The following is an 18,357-nucleotide window of genomic DNA, read 5'->3' as shown; positions in this document are numbered from 1 at the left end:
TGCAAATGCGCGGCAATAGTGTCATAGCGGAGTGCAGCGGCGTGGACATCTACACATCACATGCGCCGGGATTGGGAAACCGTTGGCCACGGCCTTCGAATATGGGTGAGGCTTTGGGCGCGGTCTGTCATGCGGCCAGGGGCGATACAGGAAACAAGACGACAACTATGGTCCATTCCACCTCTGCGACACCGGATCGATCCGGCATGCGCCGTCGGCGCGTCGTCCTTTACAGTCACGACACCTTTGGTCTGGGCCATTTGCGCCGCTCGCGCGCACTGGCCTCGGCGTTGACGCAGTCGGGCGTCGCCGACTCCGCGATCATCCTGACTGGCAGCCCAGTCGCGGGCCGCTTTACCTTTCCCGAAGCAGTCGACCACGTCCGCCTGCCCGGCGTCAAAAAGCTCGAAGATGGCTCCTATGCCAGCCAAAGCGCAGGGATGGACATTGACCAGACCACGGCCCTGCGCGCCGGTCTGATTGAATCAACCATTGCCCAATACGAGCCCGATCTGCTGATCGTCGACAAGGAACCAACGGGCTTTCGCGGTGAATTGCTGCCCGTGCTGAACACGCTCCGGCAACAAGGGCGCACCCGCATCGTGCTGGGTCTGCGCGACGTGCTGGACGAACCCGATGTGCTGGCCAGCGAATGGGCCCGCAAAGGTGCGGTTGAGGCCACCGAATCCTTTTATGACGAGTTGTGGGTCTATGGGGTGAAATCCGTCTATGACCCCACACAGGGTCTGCCCTTGTCGGATGCGGTACGTGCGCGCACCTTCTGGACCGGATATTTGCGCCGCAGCATCATCGACCCCGCAGATGTGCCTGACACCCCCTATATCCTAATCACGCCCGGTGGGGGTGGGGATGGGGCGGCCATGGTCGATCTGCTGCTCAAGGCCTATGAACAGGATCCGACCCTCACCCCCCATGCGGTGCTGGTCTATGGGCCGTTCCTGTCGGGTGACACCCGGGATGGGTTCGAGGCCCGCGTGGCTGCCCTTGGGGGTCGTGTCACCGCCACCGGGTTTGACAGCCGGATCGAGTCGCTTTTTGCCGGGGCCGAAGGGGTGATCTGCATGGGCGGATACAACACCTTCTGCGAGCTGTTGTCCTTTGACCAGCGCGCGGTGATCGTGCCGCGCACCAAGCCCCGGCTTGAACAGTGGATCCGCGCCAACCGGGCCGAAGAGTTGGGGCTGGTGCGTAATCTCGACCAGTTCCGTGACGAGTTGAACGTCGAGGGCATGATCGCCGCCATCCGCGCCTTGCCGCGCCAGCAGCGCCCATCCGAGGCCGGGGCCGATGGCCTGCTGGACGGGCTTGAGGTTGTGAACCAGCGCGCCCGCCACCTGATGGATCAACCCCTGAGCAACGCAGCTGAATGAACAACACCGCCCCTCGCCTGGCCATTGTGGTCAAGGGTTGGCCGCGCCTGTCCGAGACCTTCATCGCGCAAGAGCTTGTGGCCCTTGAACGGGCGGGCATTGACTTTGCGATCTGGTCCCTGCGCCACCCCACCGACAAAAAGACCCACCCGCTGCACGATCAGTTGCGCGCGGATGTCTTCTATCTACCCGAATATCTGCATGACGCACCGGGCCGTGTGTTACGCGGGGTTCTGTCTGCCATGACCCGGCCCGGATTCTGGGGCGCGGCAAGGCAATTCGCCCGCGACCTCGTGCGCGATTTCAACCGCAACCGGGTGCGCCGGTTCGGGCAGGCCTGTGTGCTGGCCCGCGAACTGCCCGCAGGGACCGAGGCGCTTTATGCCCATTTTCTGCACACCCCATCCTCTGTCGCACGCTACTGTGCAATGATCCGCGGCCTGCCATGGTCGTTCTCGGCCCATGCCAAGGATATCTGGACCTCGCCCGACTGGGAACTGCGCGAGAAACTGAGCGCTGGCAGCGCGGGTGCCACCTTTGGCGCGACCTGCACCGCGTTCGGGGCAGACCATCTGAACACTCTGGCCACTGGCACGCCTGTCGATCTGGTCTATCACGGTCTTGACCTTGCCCGCTTTCCACCGCCACCCGAGCGCCCCGCGCGCCAACAAGGCGATCCGCTCGTGCTTGTCTCAGTGGGGCGGCTGGTCGAGAAAAAGGGCTTTGACACCCTCATAGACGCGCTGGCGCTGTTGCCCCCCCAGATCGACTGGCACTGGGTCCATATTGGCGGTGGAGCGCTGGAAGATGACATGCGCGCGCGGGCAGATGCCGCAGGTGTCAGCAACCGCGTCACATGGCGCGGGGCCTGTGATCAGCCCGAAGTGATCGAGGCCATGCGCACGGCCGACCTGTTCGTTCTGCCCTCTCGGGTGGCCGCAGATGGCGACCGGGACGGACTGCCAAACGTGTTGATGGAGGCCGCGAGCCAAAAGCTCGCCATTCTGTCCACACCCGTCTCCGCCATCCCCGAATTCATCGACGATGGCGTCCACGGGATCCTCAGCGAGGATGCCCCCGGCGCATTAGCCGCCCACATGGTCCGCGTGGCCGAGGACCCGACCCTCGCCCCTGCCCTTGCCAAGGCCGCACATAGCCGCCTGCACGCCGAGTTCACCATGCAGCCCGGCATCGACCACCTTGCTGATCGGCTGCGTGGGATCATGCGCCCATGAGGCTCGCGTTTTATGCCCCGCTCAAGGCCCCCGATCATCCCGTCCCATCGGGTGATCGCACAATGGCGCGCGCGCTGATTGCCGCCCTTGGTCATGGCGGGCACGAGGTCGATATTGCCTCCGGTTTGCGCCTTTACGAAGGGACGGGCGATGCGGGTCGTCAATCCGTTCTGATGGCCAAGGCCGAACAGGAAATCGCCCGACTGCGCACCAGTCCGGACGCGGCATCGTGGCAGGCATGGATCACCTATCACAACTACTACAAAGCACCCGACCTGATCGGGCCTGTGGTCGCCGATGCGCTTGGCATTCCCTATCTCCAGATCGAAAGCTCGCGGGCGCGCAAGCGGCTGGACGGCCCATGGGCGCAATTCGCAGCCGCCGCCGAGGCCGCCAGTGATGCGGCCCACACGATCCTTTATGTCACACAGCACGATGCCCAGACGCTGCGGCGGGATGCGCCACAAGGGCAACGCTTGCGCCATCTGCCGCCCTTTCTGGCACATGCCGATCTGCCGCCAGCCAGCGATTTGACTGGTTCCATGATCAGTGTCGGCATGATGCGATCCGGGGACAAGCTGGCCTCTTACACGTTGATCGCCCAGACACTGACGGCCCTGCCAGACGGGCTGGATTGGCGCCTGATTATTGCCGGGGACGGGGAGGCGCGGGCCGATATTGCAACCCTGATGGCCCCCTTTGGCAACCGGGTGCAGATGCCGGGCACCCTCGACGCAGATGCTCTTGGTGCGCAGTTGCGCACCGCCAGCCTGCTGCTATGGCCCGGCGTGAACGAAGCCTTTGGGCTTGCCTATCTTGAAGCGCAGGCGGCGGGAGTTCCGGTCGTGGCCCAGGACCGGACCGGCGTGCGCGAAGTGGTGAACGGCCACCTGTCGGACGTGGATGCAGGTCCTGCCGCGATGGCAGATCACATCACGGCCCTTTTGACTGATGATCAGAGGCGCGCGCAGGCCGGATCAGCGGCGCGCAAAATGATCCAAGCCCACCACCTTTTGAGCCCTGCCGCAAACACCCTGACGGCCGTTCTGGATGAGGTCGCGCAATGATCCGCCTTGCCCTCTTGCGTCACGGCCACACCCATTGGAACCGCGCAGGGCGCATTCAGGGGCGCACCGACATCCCGCTGGATGACGCGGCACGGGCGCAGCTTGGCGATATGCGCCTGCCCGATGACTGGGCGGACGCTGATCTGGTGGCAAGCCCCCTGTCGCGCGCGATGGAGACGGGAACGCTGCTCACCGGGCGCACGCCGCTGACCGAACCCGCTCTGATCGAGATGGATTGGGGCACGTGGGAAGGAAAGCAAGGCGCCGACCTGCGCCGCAACCCCGCCTCGGGCTTTCGCGATATCCAAGCGTGGGGTTGGGACTATTGCCCGCCGGGTGGGGAAGACCCGCAAGCCGTGCGGGACCGGGTCCTGCCCTGGGCGCAAAGCCTGCGCCACGACACGGTCGCGATCTGTCATATCGGGGTGATGCGGGTCTTGATGGCGATCTCCACAGGTTGGGATTTCACAGGCCCTGCCCCGTTTCAGATCAAGCGAAACCGCCTGTTCTGCATCACGATAGACGGCACCGACTGGCACGCCGAACCCCATGCCACACGGCTGATTGCGCGGTCCACATGAAGGTGATGATCCTGGTCACGCACCTGCTTGGCACCGGGCATCTTGCCCGGGCGCTGACCTTGGCCCGCGCCTTTGGTGCTGCGGGGGATGAGGTGACGGTTCTCAGCGGTGGGCTGCCCGTCAACCACTTTGACACAGATGGGCAGACGCTGATCCAACTGCCCGCCATACGCTCAAACGGTGTGGAGTTTACAACCTTGCTGGATGCACAGGGACAGGTTGTTGACGCGGCGTATATGGCGGCGCGGTGCCGTGTGCTTTTGGCCGCTCTGCGCCACATCGGCCCTGATGTGCTGATCACCGAACTGTTCCCCTTTGGCCGTCGCATCCTGCACCAGGAGTTCCATGCCCTGCTGGAAGCCGCGCAGGCCTTGGCCTCTCCTCCGGTGATCCTGTCATCCATCCGCGACATCCTGGCCCCGCCGAGCAAACCGGCGAAAGTCCAGTTTGCCGACGACATGATCACGCAATTTTATGACGGGGTGTTGGTGCATTCCGATCCAGCACTGATCCCTCTGGATCGCAGCTGGCCCGTCTCCGGGATGCTGGAAAACCGGCTGCGATATACCGGCTTCGTAGCCCCGACACCCCCGCCACCGAGTGCGCCCAACCACGAGATACTGGTGAGCGCGGGCGGTGGCGGCGTGGGTGATCGGATCTTTGAGGCCGCATGCGAGGCGGCCCGCCTGACACCCGATCTGCACTGGCGATGCCTGGTCGGAGGGGCAGCGGAACGCATCCCGCCCCTTGCCGCACGCGCGCCTGCCAACATGATCTGCGAGGCCCCGCGCGCCGATTTCCGCACGCTATTGAATGGGGCGGCCGCTTCGGTGTCGATGTGCGGATACAACACCGCCATGGATGTTTTGCAAACCGGCGTTCCGGCGGTCTTTGTGCCCTTTGACGATGGGGGCGAGGTGGAACAAGGATTGCGGGCGCAGGCCCTGTCGGCCCTGCCCGGCATCGCTGTGGTGCGGCAGGATACGCTGGACAGCGCGACCCTGCTGCAAGGGCTGGATCAGGTCCGTTCGGCCCCCCGCCGCGGACCACAAACCGACTACATGGACGGTGCCATACACACCGTGCAGATTGTGCGCGACATATGCCAGAAGAGGGTGCGATGAGATTTGATTGGTCCCCTTTGCGCACAGCCCTCAAAGCCTGCCGCCGTGATGCACTGAACATCCCGATCTGGTGGCGCGATGATGATGCGATTGCGCACACGGCAGCACTGGATCAGCTTGGCACGCTTTCGAACCGACTGGAGCTGCCAGTGCATCTTGCGGTGATTCCGGCACATGCAAACCCTTCAGTTGTCGGGGCGGTTGCGGATTTCGGCATGGTCCCGGTCGTACATGGATGGGCGCATGTGGATCACAGCGCACCGGGTGAGAAAAAGAACGAATTTATGACGATGCGGGCCGGGGCCACTGAGGACACCGGCACGGCGCTGAACGTGATGACGCACCTGTTCGGGAACCGTTTGCGCCCCATGTTCGTCCCACCCTGGAACCGGATCAATGATCAGGTCACCACGGGGCTCGCACGCCAAGGCTACAGCGCGCTGTCAACCTTCGGAGCACGGACCCAAGACCGCGACACACCGGGCCTCGTCCATATCAACACCCATATCGATCCGATCTGGTGGAAGGGGACGCGCGATCTGCTTGATCCCGACCAATTGATCGCCCAAACCGTGACGCATCTGGATGCGCGACGGACAGGGACCGAAGACGCGGGCGAGCCTTTGGGCCTCTTGACCCACCACCTCGTTCACACCCCCGCGATCTGGTCTTTTACCGAACAATTCCTGCACGAAATGAGGACAGGTGGGGCGACCCCCTGGGCCATGGCCACACCTCGAACGGAGACTGAAACATGAGCAGACTTGAATCCATGCGCCGCCGCCTGACGGCCCAGATCGACGGGATCAACTGGGCCGCCACCAAAATCGCTGAGACACCGGGCGATGTGTTGGAAATGGGACTGGGGAATGGGCGCAGCTATGACCACCTGCGCCAGGAGGTGACGGACAGACGGATCTGGGTCATTGACCGGATCCTCAAATGTCACCCAAGTTGCGTACCACCCGCAGCAGACTTTCTGCAAGGCGAGGCCGAACCGATGTTGCAGCGCCTGATCGAGGGGGGGCACAAAATGGCGCTTACGCACTACGACTTCGGCTATGGGGTCAAGGAAAAGGATGTCGAGGAAGGGGCGCGGCTCAGCCCGTTGATCGCACAGCTGATAAGCCCCGGAGGGCTTGTACTGTCACAACAACCCCTCGTGGGGCTGACACAGATCGCAGGACCCGACACGATTGATCCGGAACGCTATCTTTTCTACCGGGCCGGGTGACCTCACTCTGCCTTGATCACATTTAGGGAACATTCTGTTGTCACCACGCCCTGGTCCCACATAGATTGCTGACGATACAAAGGCCATGCATGTGGTCGATCCAAAGGAGTACACGAATGACTGTTTTCAAGACCGCTGCCACAGCCGCATTGGCAACCTTTGTCGCCACGGCCAGCTTCGCCGCACCGCTGAAGCTGACACCCGCAAACCCGCAGCCCACAGGGCTGAAAGCGGGGCTGGCGGTAAAGTATGTCTACCCCTCGGATGTCAAAAGCCTGAACCAGGCCAACCGCTATCTGAAAGAAGCAACCCCCGGCACGCCGCTGAGCGGCCTTGATTATCGCGACACAGCCGAAGGCGACAAGACACTGACCTCGAAACAGGCCGAACAGGTGGTCGCGGGCATTTCGGGCTATGTGAGGTTCGACAGCCCCGGCACGTACACGATTGATTTCCTGACCAACGATGGGTTGGAGGCACAGATCAGCGGCCAGACGGTCGGGTATTTCGACGGTCGACAGGTCTGCCAAGAGACACCGGCCGTTCAGGTCGAGGTACCATCAGCGGGTTGGTACGAGTTGGAAGCCACATATTTCCAGCGGGTTGGAACGTCATGTCTGCACATGCGGGCCGGGAAGGGCGCACCCGACTGGATGCCCAATGCGGCGTTCGGGCACTGAGTTAGGGTTAGTTTTGAGGTTAAGGCGCGTCGGCTGGTTGGGTCGGCGCGTTTTTTATTAAAAAGACAATACTACACTTTTCTAGTGCTACAGTTTTCGCAAACTCCACCCTTGGCAACCGTGGAAGATATAGCTACACCTCAATCACCGATACCAAAACTGTATAGTTCTTTTTTGGACGAAACACCCATTTGTTTTAGAAAACTAACTTTATCGCGCACTGAAATTGCCTCAAACGGAGCTGGCATTATTTCAACGAAATATTCTAGAAGTGCCGACTTTTCAGAATCCTTAAGTTTTGACCACTTAGTCAATTTCTTATGGTCATCATCACTTAATTGCAATTCGACTAAACCGACATTATGCTTCTCAGCATACCTACGTAGCTCTTCTGTTTCTTTCGGATCATGTTCTTCGGTCTTGTACACAAAATAGACCCGTTCAGAGAAACGCTTGTGAGAAACTGCTTCAAAGAAGAAATACCGCCATTGATGTAATGATGGCTTCACCTCTACAGTAGTTATCTCAACATCAAAGAAACCGAGTTCCTCTATTGGAGTGAGGCCCACAACATCTGGGTTTGACCAAACACCTCCCTTTTTCAAATTGGCAATCTCATGGGTCGCGCTGTTAAGTTGTTTAACTTCACGTAGCCACATCGCCACTAAGGGCCACAAGTGACGTTCATATGTTTTCTCTTGGTCAGCTTCCTGTTTAGTTGGTAAATTTGGTTCAGTTGGCTGCAAAGTGGCCGCGACTAAAAAGTAACCACCATTTCGGCCTTTTCTACTACGAATTCGGCTTAATGGATCTTGAGCAGACGCATTGATATCACGATAAATCAGGTAAGACTTTGGATGCTCCGGAAGCTCTTCTACGATCGCATCCATAAGGTCACTAACAGTCATTGCGTTAAACTCGTTGGCATCTGAAAGCACGTCAAGTGCCGCCCGATAAACGTCGGGGTGAGCAACATTCTCCGGTATATACTCTTCGTCCAATTCTCTAACTCCAATTACTAGCTAAGTAAGACGGCTTACATATCACCCATCCATCTTCAACGCCGAAATGAACGCCTCCTGCGGGATGTCCACCTTCCCGAACTGGCGCATCTTCTTCTTGCCGGCCTTCTGCTTGTCCAGCAGCTTGCGTTTGCGGGTCGCGTCGCCGCCATAGCATTTGGCCGTCACATCCTTGCGCATCGCCGATAGCGTTTCGCGCGCGATGACCTTGCCGCCGATGGCCGCCTGGATCGGGATCTTGAACATGTGACGCGGGATCAGGTCCTTGAGCTTTTCGACCATCGCCCGGCCCCGCATCTCGGCCCGGTCGCGGTGCACCATGATCGACAGCGCATCCACAGGTTCGTCGTTCACAAGGATCGACATCTTGACCAGATGATCCTCGCGGTAGCCCGTCAGTTGATAATCAAATGACGCATAGCCCTTGGTCACCGATTTAAGCCGATCATAGAAATCAAACACCACCTCGTTCAGCGGCAGGTCATAGACCACCATCGCGCGGCTGCCCGCATATGTCAGGTCCAGCTGGATGCCCCGACGATCCTGACAAAGCTTAAGCACGTCGCCCAGATAGTCGTCAGGCACGAGGATGGTGGCCTTGATCCGCGGCTCCTCAAGATGATCGACAATGGACAGGTCCGGCATGTCGGCGGGGTTGTGCAGTTCCATCATCGTGCCGTCACGCATGTAGACGTGATAAATCACCGACGGCGCGGTGGTGATCAGTTCGATATCGTATTCCCGCTCGATCCGGTCGCGGATCACCTCAAGGTGCAGCAATCCAAGGAACCCGCAGCGGAACCCGAAACCAAGCGCGGCGGACGTTTCCATCTCGAAGCTGAAGGACGCGTCATTGAGCGCCAGCTTGTCGATGGCATCGCGCATATCCTCGAATTGCGCGGAATCCACCGGGAACAGACCACAGAACACCACAGGCTGTGCGGGTTTGAAGCCGGGCAGCGGGGTGACCTCTTTGCGTTCATGGGTGACGGTGTCGCCAACCCGGGTGTCGCGCACCTGCTTGATCGAGGCCGTCAGAAATCCAATCTCGCCGGGGCCAAGGCTGTCGACCATCTCCATCTGCGGGCGGAACACGCCGATGCGATCCACGTGATGGACCGTTTTGTTCGACATGAATTTGATCTTTTCGCCCTTCTTGAGCCGTCCGTCGATGACGCGAATCAGAACGATGACACCGAGATAGCTGTCATACCAACTGTCCACCAGCATCGCCTTGAGGTCCGCGTCCGGGTCCCCTCTGGGGGCGGGCAGCAGGGTCACGATGGCCTCAAGCGTTTCGTGGATCCCCTGCCCGGTCTTGGCAGACACCGCGATGGCACCGGAGGCGTCGATACCGATCACGTCCTCGACCTGCTCAGCCACGCGGTCGATGTCAGAAGCGGGCAGGTCGATCTTGTTGAAGACCGGGACGATGTCGTGATCCGCATCGATGGCTTGATATACGTTGGCCAGCGTCTGCGCCTCGACCCCCTGGGTGCTGTCCACAACCAGCAGCGAACCTTCGACCGCACGCATGGAGCGGGACACCTCATAGGCGAAATCCACGTGGCCGGGCGTGTCGATCAGGTTCAGCACATAGGCCTCGCCATTGTCGGCGGTATAGTCGATGCGCACCGTGTTGGCCTTGATCGTAATGCCACGCTCGCGTTCGATATCCATACTGTCGAGCAACTGTTCCTTCATGTCCCGGTCGGCCACAGTGTTTGTGGACTGGATCAGCCGGTCGGCAAGGGTCGATTTCCCGTGGTCGATATGGGCCACGATGGAGAAATTGCGGATATGTGAAAGCGGTGTCATGGGTGGGATATGGCGCGGTTTCCCCCCTTTGGCAATGCTGCGCAGACGCGGCGTGTTGACCGGTGTCAGACGTCTCTGCGGCAAATGACCAAACTGTTTCCTTCTTGGTGACAAATTTCGTGACCAGAACGGCCAGATACCACCAAAAGGAGAATACAGATGGCGCAGGGCATCACGCAAACCACCTTGGACAATGGCATCGTCATTGCGACGGATCACGCCCCGCATTTCAACGGCGTGGCGATCACACTGGCGTTTCGTGTCGGTTCGACCCAGGAACCCGAAGATCTGTGTGGCATTGCGCATCTGATCGAACACCTCGCCTTTCGCGGCACGGCGCAGCGCGACAGTCAGGCGTTGCAAAAGGCATTTGGCCGTCTTGGGGCTGAAACCAATGGGCGCACGGATGAAGATTCCACAGTCTATACCGCCAGCATCCTCAAGGATGACTACATCGCAACCCTGCGCGTGATGGCTGATATGGTGACGGCCCCGCTCTTTGCGCCGGACGACATCACATTGGAAAAGAGCATCATCGAGCAGGAAAACTGCCGTGGCTGCCCCAACTGTTCAGCCCGCGAGGCGCTCTATGGGGTTGCCTTCCCGGATCAAAGCCTGCGCCACCCCGTGATCGGCTATGAGGACACAATCGAGGCGATCACCCGCGACGATATCGTGACCTTTCACCGCACCCACTATGTGACCGGCAACCTGATCGTGTCGATTGCGGGCGATGTCGACCACGATGATGTTGTCGCAGAAGTCCAGGCGGCCTTCGCTGACTTGCCTGTGGGGGCCGCATCCGCCCGGCCCACCCTCACCTTTGCGCCGGGCGAAATTTCGATTGCATCGGGGGGCGATCAGGCCTCCTTCAGCCTGCTGTTTGATATCACATCCATGGTCGGCACCCAGCAACACAAAGCGACTGTATTCTACGAAGACATTCTGGGCGGCCACGGCTTTTCCCGGCTGATGGATGAGCTGCGCGAAAAGCGCGGACTGGTCTACAGCGCATGGACCCATTTCGAATGGGTCGGCCAAAACAACATGCTGCAACTGCAAGTCTGGTGCGAAGCCCGCAAGATGAAGGAAGTGTGCGACGTGACGCTTCAGACGATGCGCGACGTGGCACAATCCCTGTCGCAGCAAGACTTTGAGGATGCGCGTAACCGGTGCCGTTCCGGCCTGTTGATGGCCGCCGACAACGTCGAACGCAGATCTGGCGACATGGTCCACGACATCATCAGTCGCGGTCGGGTGATCGAAAGCGATGAAGAACTGGCCGGGTATATGGCGCTCAGCCGCGATCACGTCGCCGCCGCCGGTTGCGCCCTGATCGAACAAGAGCCCGCGATATTGCTGGCAGGGTCGCTGCGCGCGATGCCGAAATTCGCGCATCTGCGCAGCACCCTGAGGGGAGAGCAGGTCAAAACAGGGCCTTGGGGGCTGCTGCGCGCAGGGTAGCGCCCCCAAACCGCAGCCTTAAATCGCGCGATCCACGGCGTCCGCAGCGTTGGTGATGTCACGGCCAAAGCCCTTGGCGGTTTCGCAAGCTGTCAGGGCGACGGTGGCGATAAGGGTGATCAGGATCAGGCAGGTGCGGGCCATGGGACCTCCGTTTGGTTTGGGGCGGATATATCTTGCGTCATGGGTCCGGTCAAATCCGGCGCGAGTGTTCGAGGCGCCATTTGAGCGGACCTGCGCCACCGTAGGCCGCCTGCGCGACCTACCACCCGCTCCGGTCAAATCGCAGATTGAAAAGCCGTCCTGTCTCGGGCTCTTCCCCGCAGTGCGGTGCCCAGGCAACCCGCACCCGTTTGGCCACACGCCCACCCCTTCGTGAATTGCACCCGGCCCCCAAATCCGCCATACTCATGCGATCAGAGCGGGCAAACCCGCCGACCCTACAGGCCAAGGCATCCCGTATGAACCGCACTGCACTTTTTTCCATTGGCGTGGCCGCGTTATTTCTGGCGGCCTGTTCATCAAGCCCGGCGCGGTTCAACGACGCGGGCCGGTCCTCGACACCGTCCAACCTGTTTGCAACCGGACCCATCTATTCGGCCTGCCAGCTTGCAGGACGACGAGAGGCCAGCCGCGCGCGCTGTGGATGTGTGCAGGCGGTGGCCGATCAATCGCTCAATGCCAATGACCAACGCCGCGGATCGGTCTTTTTCGACAATCCCGGTCAGGCGCAGGAAGTCCGCACCTCGGATCGCGACATTGACGAACGGTTCTGGTTGCGCTGGAAAGCCTATAGCGAACGCGCCGCAAGGCTCTGCACCTAAAGGTCACGAAACCAGAATTGCAGGGGTTTGTTCGTCTCGACAGCCTGATCCACGTCCTTCCATGGAAAATGCGCCACAACGCCGGGTAAACGGCGATATCCGCGCCCTTCCCAGAACCCATCCAGCGACCTGTAGGCTGCGGGGCGCAAGGGGTGATCACTGGCCCGCATCACAGCGGCAAAACACATGTGCTCGTACCCCATCCCCCGCGCATAGTCTTCGCGCAAGTCATAGAACTGCCGCCCGATCCCCCGCCCCCGGTACCGGGGCAACAGAACGCTTTCCCCGCAATAAAACGTCTTGTCGATGTTGATGGTTGTGCCTGCGAAAGCCTCGAAAAAGTCGTCCGCATGTTCAGCCAGCGGTGCAGCGGTGGCCGCGCCCACCAGCCAATCCCCGTCAAAGACCGCGATCACAATGGCCCGGTTGCTTTGCTCGTAAATCTGCAAATAGCGGCGTTCGTAATCGTAATCCCCATCATAAAGATAGGGCCAGTCGCGAAACACGGCGATGCGCAGACGGGCCACGTCATCAAGCGCTTCGGTCAAGGCAGCGCCGGTCAGGGTTTCAATCCTCATGCGGACACCTGCGCCATCCAGTCAGCCAGATTGTAATAGGTGGTGACCCGACAAATCCGCCCGTCCCGAATGTCAAAGAATGACCCCGCAGGCAGCACGTAGGTCTGGCCATGGGCAACGGGCAGCCCCGCATCGGTGGCCATATAGGTGCCGTTCACCACATATTCGGCCGCGGCGCGAGTGCCGCCGGACGTTGTGAGGATCACCATATCGCTTAACTGTTCGCGGTAGCAGCGGTTCATGTGGGTGCAAAATTCGGTGAAGGCAGGTTTACCCGTTCGGACCTGACCCTCGTTGACATGATGGGCGATATCATCGCTCAGACACGCAACCATCCCCGGCACATCACCCGCATTGAAAGCCTCAAAGTAACGCGCCACGATCTCCATCAGCTGTCCTTTTGTGCAGTGCCCCACCGTTCGGTCAGGCGGGTGATAATCTGGTCGCGGGCCGCGCGATAACTGTCCAGCTTGGCGCTGCGTGTCTCCCCAAGGCCCGTGGGGTCAAGGATCGGCCAGTACTCGACCTCAAGGTGGTAAAACCGGGTCAACTCAAGAGCACGGCGCTGGCTGGCCGGGCTTAGCGCAACAACCAGATCAAACGAAGACAGATCATCGCCCCACTGCTCCATCTCGTCAAAACTGCGCGAGCGATGGCGGCTCAACTCGACATCAAGCTCCTGGCAGACTGCAATGGAAAACCCGTCAATCTCCATATCATTCTTCACACCCACGGATTGGACGTAAGTGCCTATGCCATAGAACTTTTTCATAATCCCCTCGGCCATGGGGGAACGGACCGCATTGTGATCGCAGCAAAACAGCACGGATTGCGGAAGCGGATGTGTCATCTATCCGCCGAAATGCAGAACGCAGATCAGGGTGAACAGGCGGCGGGCGGTGTCAGTGTCCACATCCGCCTTGCCCTCCAACCGCTCCTGAAGCACCCGGCTGCCTTCGTTGTGAATGCCGCGCCGGGCCATGTCGATGGTTTCGATCTGACTGGGCGGCAGTTTCTTGACCGCTTCGAAATAGCTCTCGCAAATCTGGAAATAGTCTTTGACAACCTGACGAAAAGGGCCAAGCGAGAGATGAAATTCCGCCGCCTTTTCAGCCGTTTCCGTCGCCACATCAAACACCAGCCGCTTGTCGCGGATGGACAGACCCACATGATAAGGCCCCGCTGGCACATCCTGACCATTGCGGGCCGGCAGGACAAAGGTGTTCTCCTCCAGCAAATCGAAAACAGCCACCTTGCGCTCCTGCTCGATCTCGGGCGTGGGCGGGGGCAGGTTCGCGTCATCAAGCGTTATGTGGATAATACGGGTCATGGCATCGATCTTGGCAAGGGGGCAACGACATGATGCTTACGCAAGGCCTCGGCCCAACACAATGCCAGCGGGAAATTTGATAGTGGCCTACCCGTTTCTTTTGACCAAAAAAACCGCGGGGGTGAGGCCGAAGGCCGAGGTGGCTGGCCCCCATCCTCACTCGTTCAACTTGCGCAACCGCGCGGTGACAGACAAGCCATGCGCCTCAAGACTTTCCGAGGCCGCGAGCCGCTCCGCACTCGGGCCAATGGCGCGCAAGGCGTCCGGGGTCATCTGCGCCAGCGTCGTGCGCTTCACAAAATCCATGACCGACAAGCCGGATGAAAACCGGGCCGATCGGGCGGTGGGCAACACGTGATTGGGGCCGCCAACGTAGTCACCAATCGCCTCAGGCGTCCATTGGCCCAGAAAAATCGCACCGGCATGGGTAATCTTCCCGGACAGTCCAGCAGGGTCCGCCACGCACAACTCCAGATGTTCGGGCGCAATCCGATCCGACAGGGTCGCAGCCACAGCCAGATCAGGGACCGTGATCACCGCGCCAAAGTCACGCCAGCTTGCGCCCGCAATCGCGCGCCGTTCCAGCGTTTCGAGCCGCCGGTTCACCGCGTCGGCCACCGCGCGACCAAAGGCGGCATCCGTGGTGATCAGCAAGGATTGCGCACTCTCGTCATGTTCGGCCTGGCTCAACAGATCGAGCGCGATCCAATCCGGGTCATTGTCCCCATCCGCAATCACCAGGATCTCGGAGGGGCCTGCGATCATATCGATGCCAACCTTGCCAAAGACGCGCCGCTTGGCGGCGGCCACAAACGCGTTTCCGGGGCCTGTGATCTTGTCCACGGGCGCGATGGTCTCGGTGCCATAGGCCAGCGCCGCAATCGCCTGCGCGCCACCGATGCGGTAAATCTCGTCCACATCTGACAGGTGTGCCGCCAGCAGCACCAGCGGGTTCAGCACACCGTCCGGCGTCGGCACCGTGATCGCCAAGCGGCCCACGCCCGCGACTTTGGCCGGGATCGCGTTCATCAGCACCGAGGACGGGTAACTCGCCAAGCCGCCGGGCACATAAAGGCCCGCCGCCGATACCGCAGTCCACCGCCACCCAAGAGTAGCACCCGCCTCATCCGTCCACTGCGCATCCGCTGGCATTTGTCGCGCGTGATAGGCTTCGATCCGGGCCGCCGCCAATTCCAGGGCCGCGCGATCCTCAGGGGATACGGTCGCAATGGCGGCGGATATCTCGTCGGGGCCAATCCGCAGCGTTTCGGGGGTCAACGCGATGCGGTCAAACCGCTCGGTCAGCGCAATCACAGCAGCATCCCCACGCGCCCGCACATCCGCGATGATCTCTGCCACAGCCGCGTCCACATCCGGGCTGTCCTCGCGCTTGGCACTCAGCAGAGCGGCAAACCTGGCCTCAAAATCGGCATCGCTGTGGTCAAGAAACTGGGGCATGGGCGTCCTTTCGGTTCGACCCTGCACATAGCGGGCGATAGAGGTCGGCTCAAGACGGGACAATTGCCGCAGGGCGTAAGGCGGACGTGTCGTCCGCCCCGGTGATCAGGTCTGTGACATCGTGCGGATCATCAGCGCATCCGTTTCCGGACCCGCTGCCCCCAGGATCGCGTTTGGCACCCGCCCCATCTCAACAAATCCATGGCGGGCATAAAACGCAATCGCACGGGGATTGTCGATATTCACGTACAACTCCAGTTGCCAGATGCCACGCGCGACAGCACTAGCACACATCGCCTCCATCAAAGCATCCGCAACGCCGCGGCCGCGGGCCTGATCCACCACGTAAAACGGACCAATCTCGGCGCGGTGGCGCGCGCGGGAGATACCATTGGGGTTCAGAGCGGCCAGCCCAACCGCATCCGCGCCCTCAAAGGCCAGAAACTTGCCACCGCCCGCAAGGCGTCTGGCATCAACCTCAACCGGGATCGCAACAGCCTCATCCGGTGTCACGATAAAGGCACCGGGATACCTGCAGATCCCGTCATAGCGCAACGCACACCAGACCGGCACATCATCCGGCGTCGCGACCCGGACGGTCAGGTCAGTCATCGTGGCGCGGCACGGACCTTGAGGGGGCCACATAGGGCTTGGTCACATCCTTGAGCGTGGCCTCAATCGTCTCGACCGACAGGCGGATCGCACCGTCGCCCGCGAGGGTCAACAGAATGTCCCCCGCCCCATCTTCGCCCGCCTCGAACGAGACCGACAGCAGCGACAGGATCGTGTCGGTATCCGCGCGATCAATCCCGTGGCTCGACACCCGCAACACCGTATCAAAGGCCAGCACCGACTGCACCCGTTCGGGGGTGTGACGCGCACTGGCCGCATCTTCCCACCGGAACCGATTCAAAAGCAGACCAAAACGGCGCGCCTTTGCGTCCCATTTCATTTCGGTGATCGGAAACACCGCGTCTTGCGCCAGGGACGAAAGGATCTGCAAATCGTCCCTGTCCAAAGCACCCAGATTCAACGGTGCCTCGCGCCCATCCTCGAACCGTGCGTCATCCGTGTCTGTGTTGCTCATTCGCCCTCAACCCGTTCAATCTGTGCGCCCACGCCCGACAGCTTGCGCACCACATGTTCATAGCCCCGGTCCAGATGATAGACCCGCGCGACCCGTGTTTCGCCTTCGGCGGCCAGCCCGGCCAGGATCAGACTGACGCTCGCCCGCAGGTCCGTCGCCATCACAGGCGCACCTTTCAGCTTGTCCACACCGCGTACAGTGGCCGTGCCACCATGCACGTCGATATCAGCCCCCATACGCTCGAGTTCGGGCGCGTGCATGAACCGGTTCTCGAATATCTTTTCTTCGAGAACCGATGTGCCCTCAGCCGTGCACAACAGCGCCATCATCTGCGCCTGAAGGTCGGTGGGAAAGCCAGGGAACGGCTCGGTGGTCACATCAACAGCTGCAATCCGTCCGTTCTTGCGGGCGACCTTCAGCCCATTGTCGGTTTCCTCGACGCTGATGCCCGCCGCATCCAGTTTTTCGCAGAACGCGGCCAGCAGATCGATCCGCCCGCCAAGGCATTCCACCTCACCACCGCACATGGCGGGGGCAAGCATATAGGTGCCCAGCTCAATCCGGTCGGTGACAACGCGGTGGGTCGCCCCATGCAGACGCTCCACCCCCTGCACCTCGATGCGCGAGGTTCCGTCACCATCGATCTGCGCCCCCATGGCGCGCAGGCACGTCGCGAGGTCCACGATCTCAGGCTCGCGCGCAGCGTTGTTGATAACCGTTGTGCCCCTGGCCAGCGTGGCAGCCATCAGGATATTTTCGGTAGCCCCGACACTGGCAAAGGGGAAGTCAATCACAGCGCCCTTGAGCGCACCACCCGCGGCCTTGGCATGCAGATACCCATCGCGCAATTCAATCTCGGCCCCCATCTGGGCCAGCCCATCGGTGTGAATGTCCATGGGCCGCGCCCCGATGGCACAGCCCCCCGGCAAGGACACTTCCGCGTGCCCTTCGCGCGCCAGCAGCGGACCGAGCACGAGGTTCGAGGCCCGCATCTTGCGCACGATGTCGTATTCGGCGCGGGTATTCACACCACCATGGCACGACATCGCAAGGACCTGTCCGTCCTGCATCGAGGTGACCTCCGCCCCAAGCGATTGCAGCAATTGGGTCATGGTGCGGATGTCCGACAAGCGCGGCGCATTGGTCAGCGTCAACGGCTCGTCACTCAGCAAGGTGGCCGGCATCAGGGTGAGGCAGGCATTCTTGGCCCCCGCAATCGGGATCTGGCCGTTCAACGCGCTGCCACCGCGTACTACAATACTATCCATCGTCCTGCTCCGTTGCCTCGGGGTCGGGTGTGCCCGTATTTTGCCGCGCCTTGGCCTGTGCCTTGCGCTTGGCCATGTTGGCCTTGAGCGCCGCCTTGAGCCGCGCATCGCGCGCGTCCTTGGGCGTGGGGGAGGGTGCGGATTTATCTGCCATGACGCCTCTCTACCGCAGGGGTGTCAGGGCGTCCAGAATAGG

General features: G+C 60.9%; 22 protein-coding genes. 10 read left to right on the top strand and 12 right to left on the bottom strand.

From position 1 onward, the window contains the following. Positions 1-167: 167 nt before the first annotated feature. From Q0859_RS14880 to Q0859_RS14845, 8 genes are all read left to right on the top strand, one after another. On the top strand, positions 168-1,391 hold the full coding sequence (locus Q0859_RS14880) for a glycosyltransferase (RefSeq protein WP_299152412.1): 1,224 nt from the start codon (positions 168-170) through the stop codon (positions 1,389-1,391). Continuing rightward, positions 1,388-2,626, top strand: coding sequence for a glycosyltransferase family 4 protein (locus tag Q0859_RS14875; RefSeq protein ID WP_299152410.1), 1,239 nt, complete (start codon positions 1,388-1,390; stop codon positions 2,624-2,626). Before Q0859_RS14880 ends, Q0859_RS14875 begins: the two co-directional genes overlap by 4 nt. Then, the gene (locus Q0859_RS14870) at positions 2,623-3,693 is read left to right on the top strand and encodes a glycosyltransferase family 4 protein (protein ID WP_299152408.1); all 1,071 of its coding nucleotides are present in this window, start codon (positions 2,623-2,625) and stop codon (positions 3,691-3,693) included. The genes Q0859_RS14875 and Q0859_RS14870 overlap by 4 nt, the downstream gene beginning before the upstream one ends. Beyond that, positions 3,690-4,274: a histidine phosphatase family protein gene (locus Q0859_RS14865; RefSeq protein ID WP_299152406.1), complete on the top strand. Its 585-nt coding sequence runs from the start codon at positions 3,690-3,692 to the stop codon at positions 4,272-4,274. The genes Q0859_RS14870 and Q0859_RS14865 overlap by 4 nt, the downstream gene beginning before the upstream one ends. After that, a complete protein-coding gene (locus tag Q0859_RS14860) occupies positions 4,271-5,398 on the top strand; it encodes a glycosyltransferase (RefSeq protein ID WP_299152404.1) in 1,128 nt (375 codons plus the stop codon). The genes Q0859_RS14865 and Q0859_RS14860 overlap by 4 nt, the downstream gene beginning before the upstream one ends. After that, positions 5,395-6,156: a polysaccharide deacetylase family protein gene (locus Q0859_RS14855; protein WP_299152402.1), complete on the top strand. Its 762-nt coding sequence runs from the start codon at positions 5,395-5,397 to the stop codon at positions 6,154-6,156. Before Q0859_RS14860 ends, Q0859_RS14855 begins: the two co-directional genes overlap by 4 nt. Next, positions 6,153-6,632 (top strand): class I SAM-dependent methyltransferase, encoded by a 480-nt coding sequence (locus tag Q0859_RS14850; protein ID WP_299152400.1) that lies wholly within the window; start codon positions 6,153-6,155, stop codon positions 6,630-6,632. The genes Q0859_RS14855 and Q0859_RS14850 overlap by 4 nt, the downstream gene beginning before the upstream one ends. Before the next feature lie 116 nt (positions 6,633-6,748). Further along, the gene (locus tag Q0859_RS14845) at positions 6,749-7,312 is read left to right on the top strand and encodes a PA14 domain-containing protein (protein ID WP_299152399.1); all 564 of its coding nucleotides are present in this window, start codon (positions 6,749-6,751) and stop codon (positions 7,310-7,312) included. Positions 7,313-7,452: 140 nt separating this feature from the next. Here Q0859_RS14845 and Q0859_RS14840 read toward each other — a convergent pair whose 3' ends face one another. Both Q0859_RS14840 and lepA read right to left on the bottom strand, forming a co-directional pair. Further along, positions 7,453-8,313: a hypothetical protein gene (locus Q0859_RS14840; RefSeq protein WP_299152396.1), complete on the bottom strand. Its 861-nt coding sequence runs from the start codon at positions 8,311-8,313 to the stop codon at positions 7,453-7,455. 42 nt (positions 8,314-8,355) lie between these two features. Continuing rightward, positions 8,356-10,152, bottom strand: coding sequence for a translation elongation factor 4 (gene lepA / locus Q0859_RS14835; protein WP_299152393.1), 1,797 nt, complete (start codon positions 10,150-10,152; stop codon positions 8,356-8,358). Positions 10,153-10,311: 159 nt separating this feature from the next. Between lepA and Q0859_RS14830 the strand changes: the two genes are divergently transcribed. Continuing rightward, complete coding sequence (locus tag Q0859_RS14830) at positions 10,312-11,616, top strand: pitrilysin family protein (protein ID WP_299152390.1); 1,305 nt, start codon at positions 10,312-10,314, stop codon at positions 11,614-11,616. Positions 11,617-11,634: 18 nt separating this feature from the next. Here the strand turns inward: Q0859_RS14830 and Q0859_RS14825 are convergent, their stop codons facing one another. Then, a complete protein-coding gene (locus Q0859_RS14825) occupies positions 11,635-11,760 on the bottom strand; it encodes a hypothetical protein (protein ID WP_299152387.1) in 126 nt (41 codons plus the stop codon). A 317-nt stretch (positions 11,761-12,077) separates the two neighbouring features. Here Q0859_RS14825 and Q0859_RS14820 point away from each other — a divergent pair, with 317 nt between their 5' ends. Next, a complete protein-coding gene (locus Q0859_RS14820) occupies positions 12,078-12,440 on the top strand; it encodes a hypothetical protein (protein WP_299152385.1) in 363 nt (120 codons plus the stop codon). On the opposite strand, the gene Q0859_RS14815 is transcribed toward Q0859_RS14820, so the two are convergent. The 9 genes from Q0859_RS14815 to Q0859_RS14775 form a co-directional block, all read right to left on the bottom strand. Beyond that, a complete protein-coding gene (locus Q0859_RS14815; RefSeq protein ID WP_299152380.1) occupies positions 12,437-13,018 on the bottom strand; it encodes a GNAT family N-acetyltransferase in 582 nt (193 codons plus the stop codon). The genes Q0859_RS14820 and Q0859_RS14815 overlap by 4 nt on opposite strands. Beyond that, entirely contained in the window at positions 13,015-13,410 is a 396-nt protein-coding gene (locus tag Q0859_RS14810; protein WP_299152550.1) for a ketosteroid isomerase-related protein, read from the bottom strand. The genes Q0859_RS14815 and Q0859_RS14810 overlap by 4 nt, the downstream gene beginning before the upstream one ends. Next, positions 13,407-13,868: a low molecular weight phosphatase family protein gene (locus Q0859_RS14805; protein WP_299152376.1), complete on the bottom strand. Its 462-nt coding sequence runs from the start codon at positions 13,866-13,868 to the stop codon at positions 13,407-13,409. Before Q0859_RS14805 ends, Q0859_RS14810 begins: the two co-directional genes overlap by 4 nt. Beyond that, a complete protein-coding gene (locus tag Q0859_RS14800; RefSeq protein ID WP_299152373.1) occupies positions 13,869-14,348 on the bottom strand; it encodes a UPF0262 family protein in 480 nt (159 codons plus the stop codon). Between the two features lie 156 nt (positions 14,349-14,504). Next, the gene (gene hisD / locus Q0859_RS14795; RefSeq protein ID WP_299152369.1) at positions 14,505-15,806 is read right to left on the bottom strand and encodes a histidinol dehydrogenase; all 1,302 of its coding nucleotides are present in this window, start codon (positions 15,804-15,806) and stop codon (positions 14,505-14,507) included. Between the two features lie 105 nt (positions 15,807-15,911). Beyond that, a complete protein-coding gene (locus tag Q0859_RS14790) occupies positions 15,912-16,418 on the bottom strand; it encodes a GNAT family N-acetyltransferase (protein ID WP_299152366.1) in 507 nt (168 codons plus the stop codon). Continuing rightward, positions 16,411-16,893, bottom strand: coding sequence for a DUF2948 family protein (locus Q0859_RS14785; protein WP_299152362.1), 483 nt, complete (start codon positions 16,891-16,893; stop codon positions 16,411-16,413). Before Q0859_RS14785 ends, Q0859_RS14790 begins: the two co-directional genes overlap by 8 nt. After that, positions 16,890-18,161, bottom strand: a complete 1,272-nt coding sequence (gene murA, locus Q0859_RS14780) for a UDP-N-acetylglucosamine 1-carboxyvinyltransferase (protein ID WP_299152358.1) — start codon at positions 18,159-18,161, stop codon at positions 16,890-16,892. Before murA ends, Q0859_RS14785 begins: the two co-directional genes overlap by 4 nt. Continuing rightward, positions 18,154-18,315, bottom strand: coding sequence for a hypothetical protein (locus tag Q0859_RS14775; protein WP_299152354.1), 162 nt, complete (start codon positions 18,313-18,315; stop codon positions 18,154-18,156). Before Q0859_RS14775 ends, murA begins: the two co-directional genes overlap by 8 nt. Positions 18,316-18,357: the final 42 nt, after the last annotated feature.

Source organism: uncultured Tateyamaria sp., assembly GCF_947497045.1.
GTDB lineage: Bacteria > Pseudomonadota > Alphaproteobacteria > Rhodobacterales > Rhodobacteraceae > Tateyamaria.
Note: the sequence above shows the minus strand (reverse complement) of the source record. Positions and strands in the feature narration are given on the sequence as shown.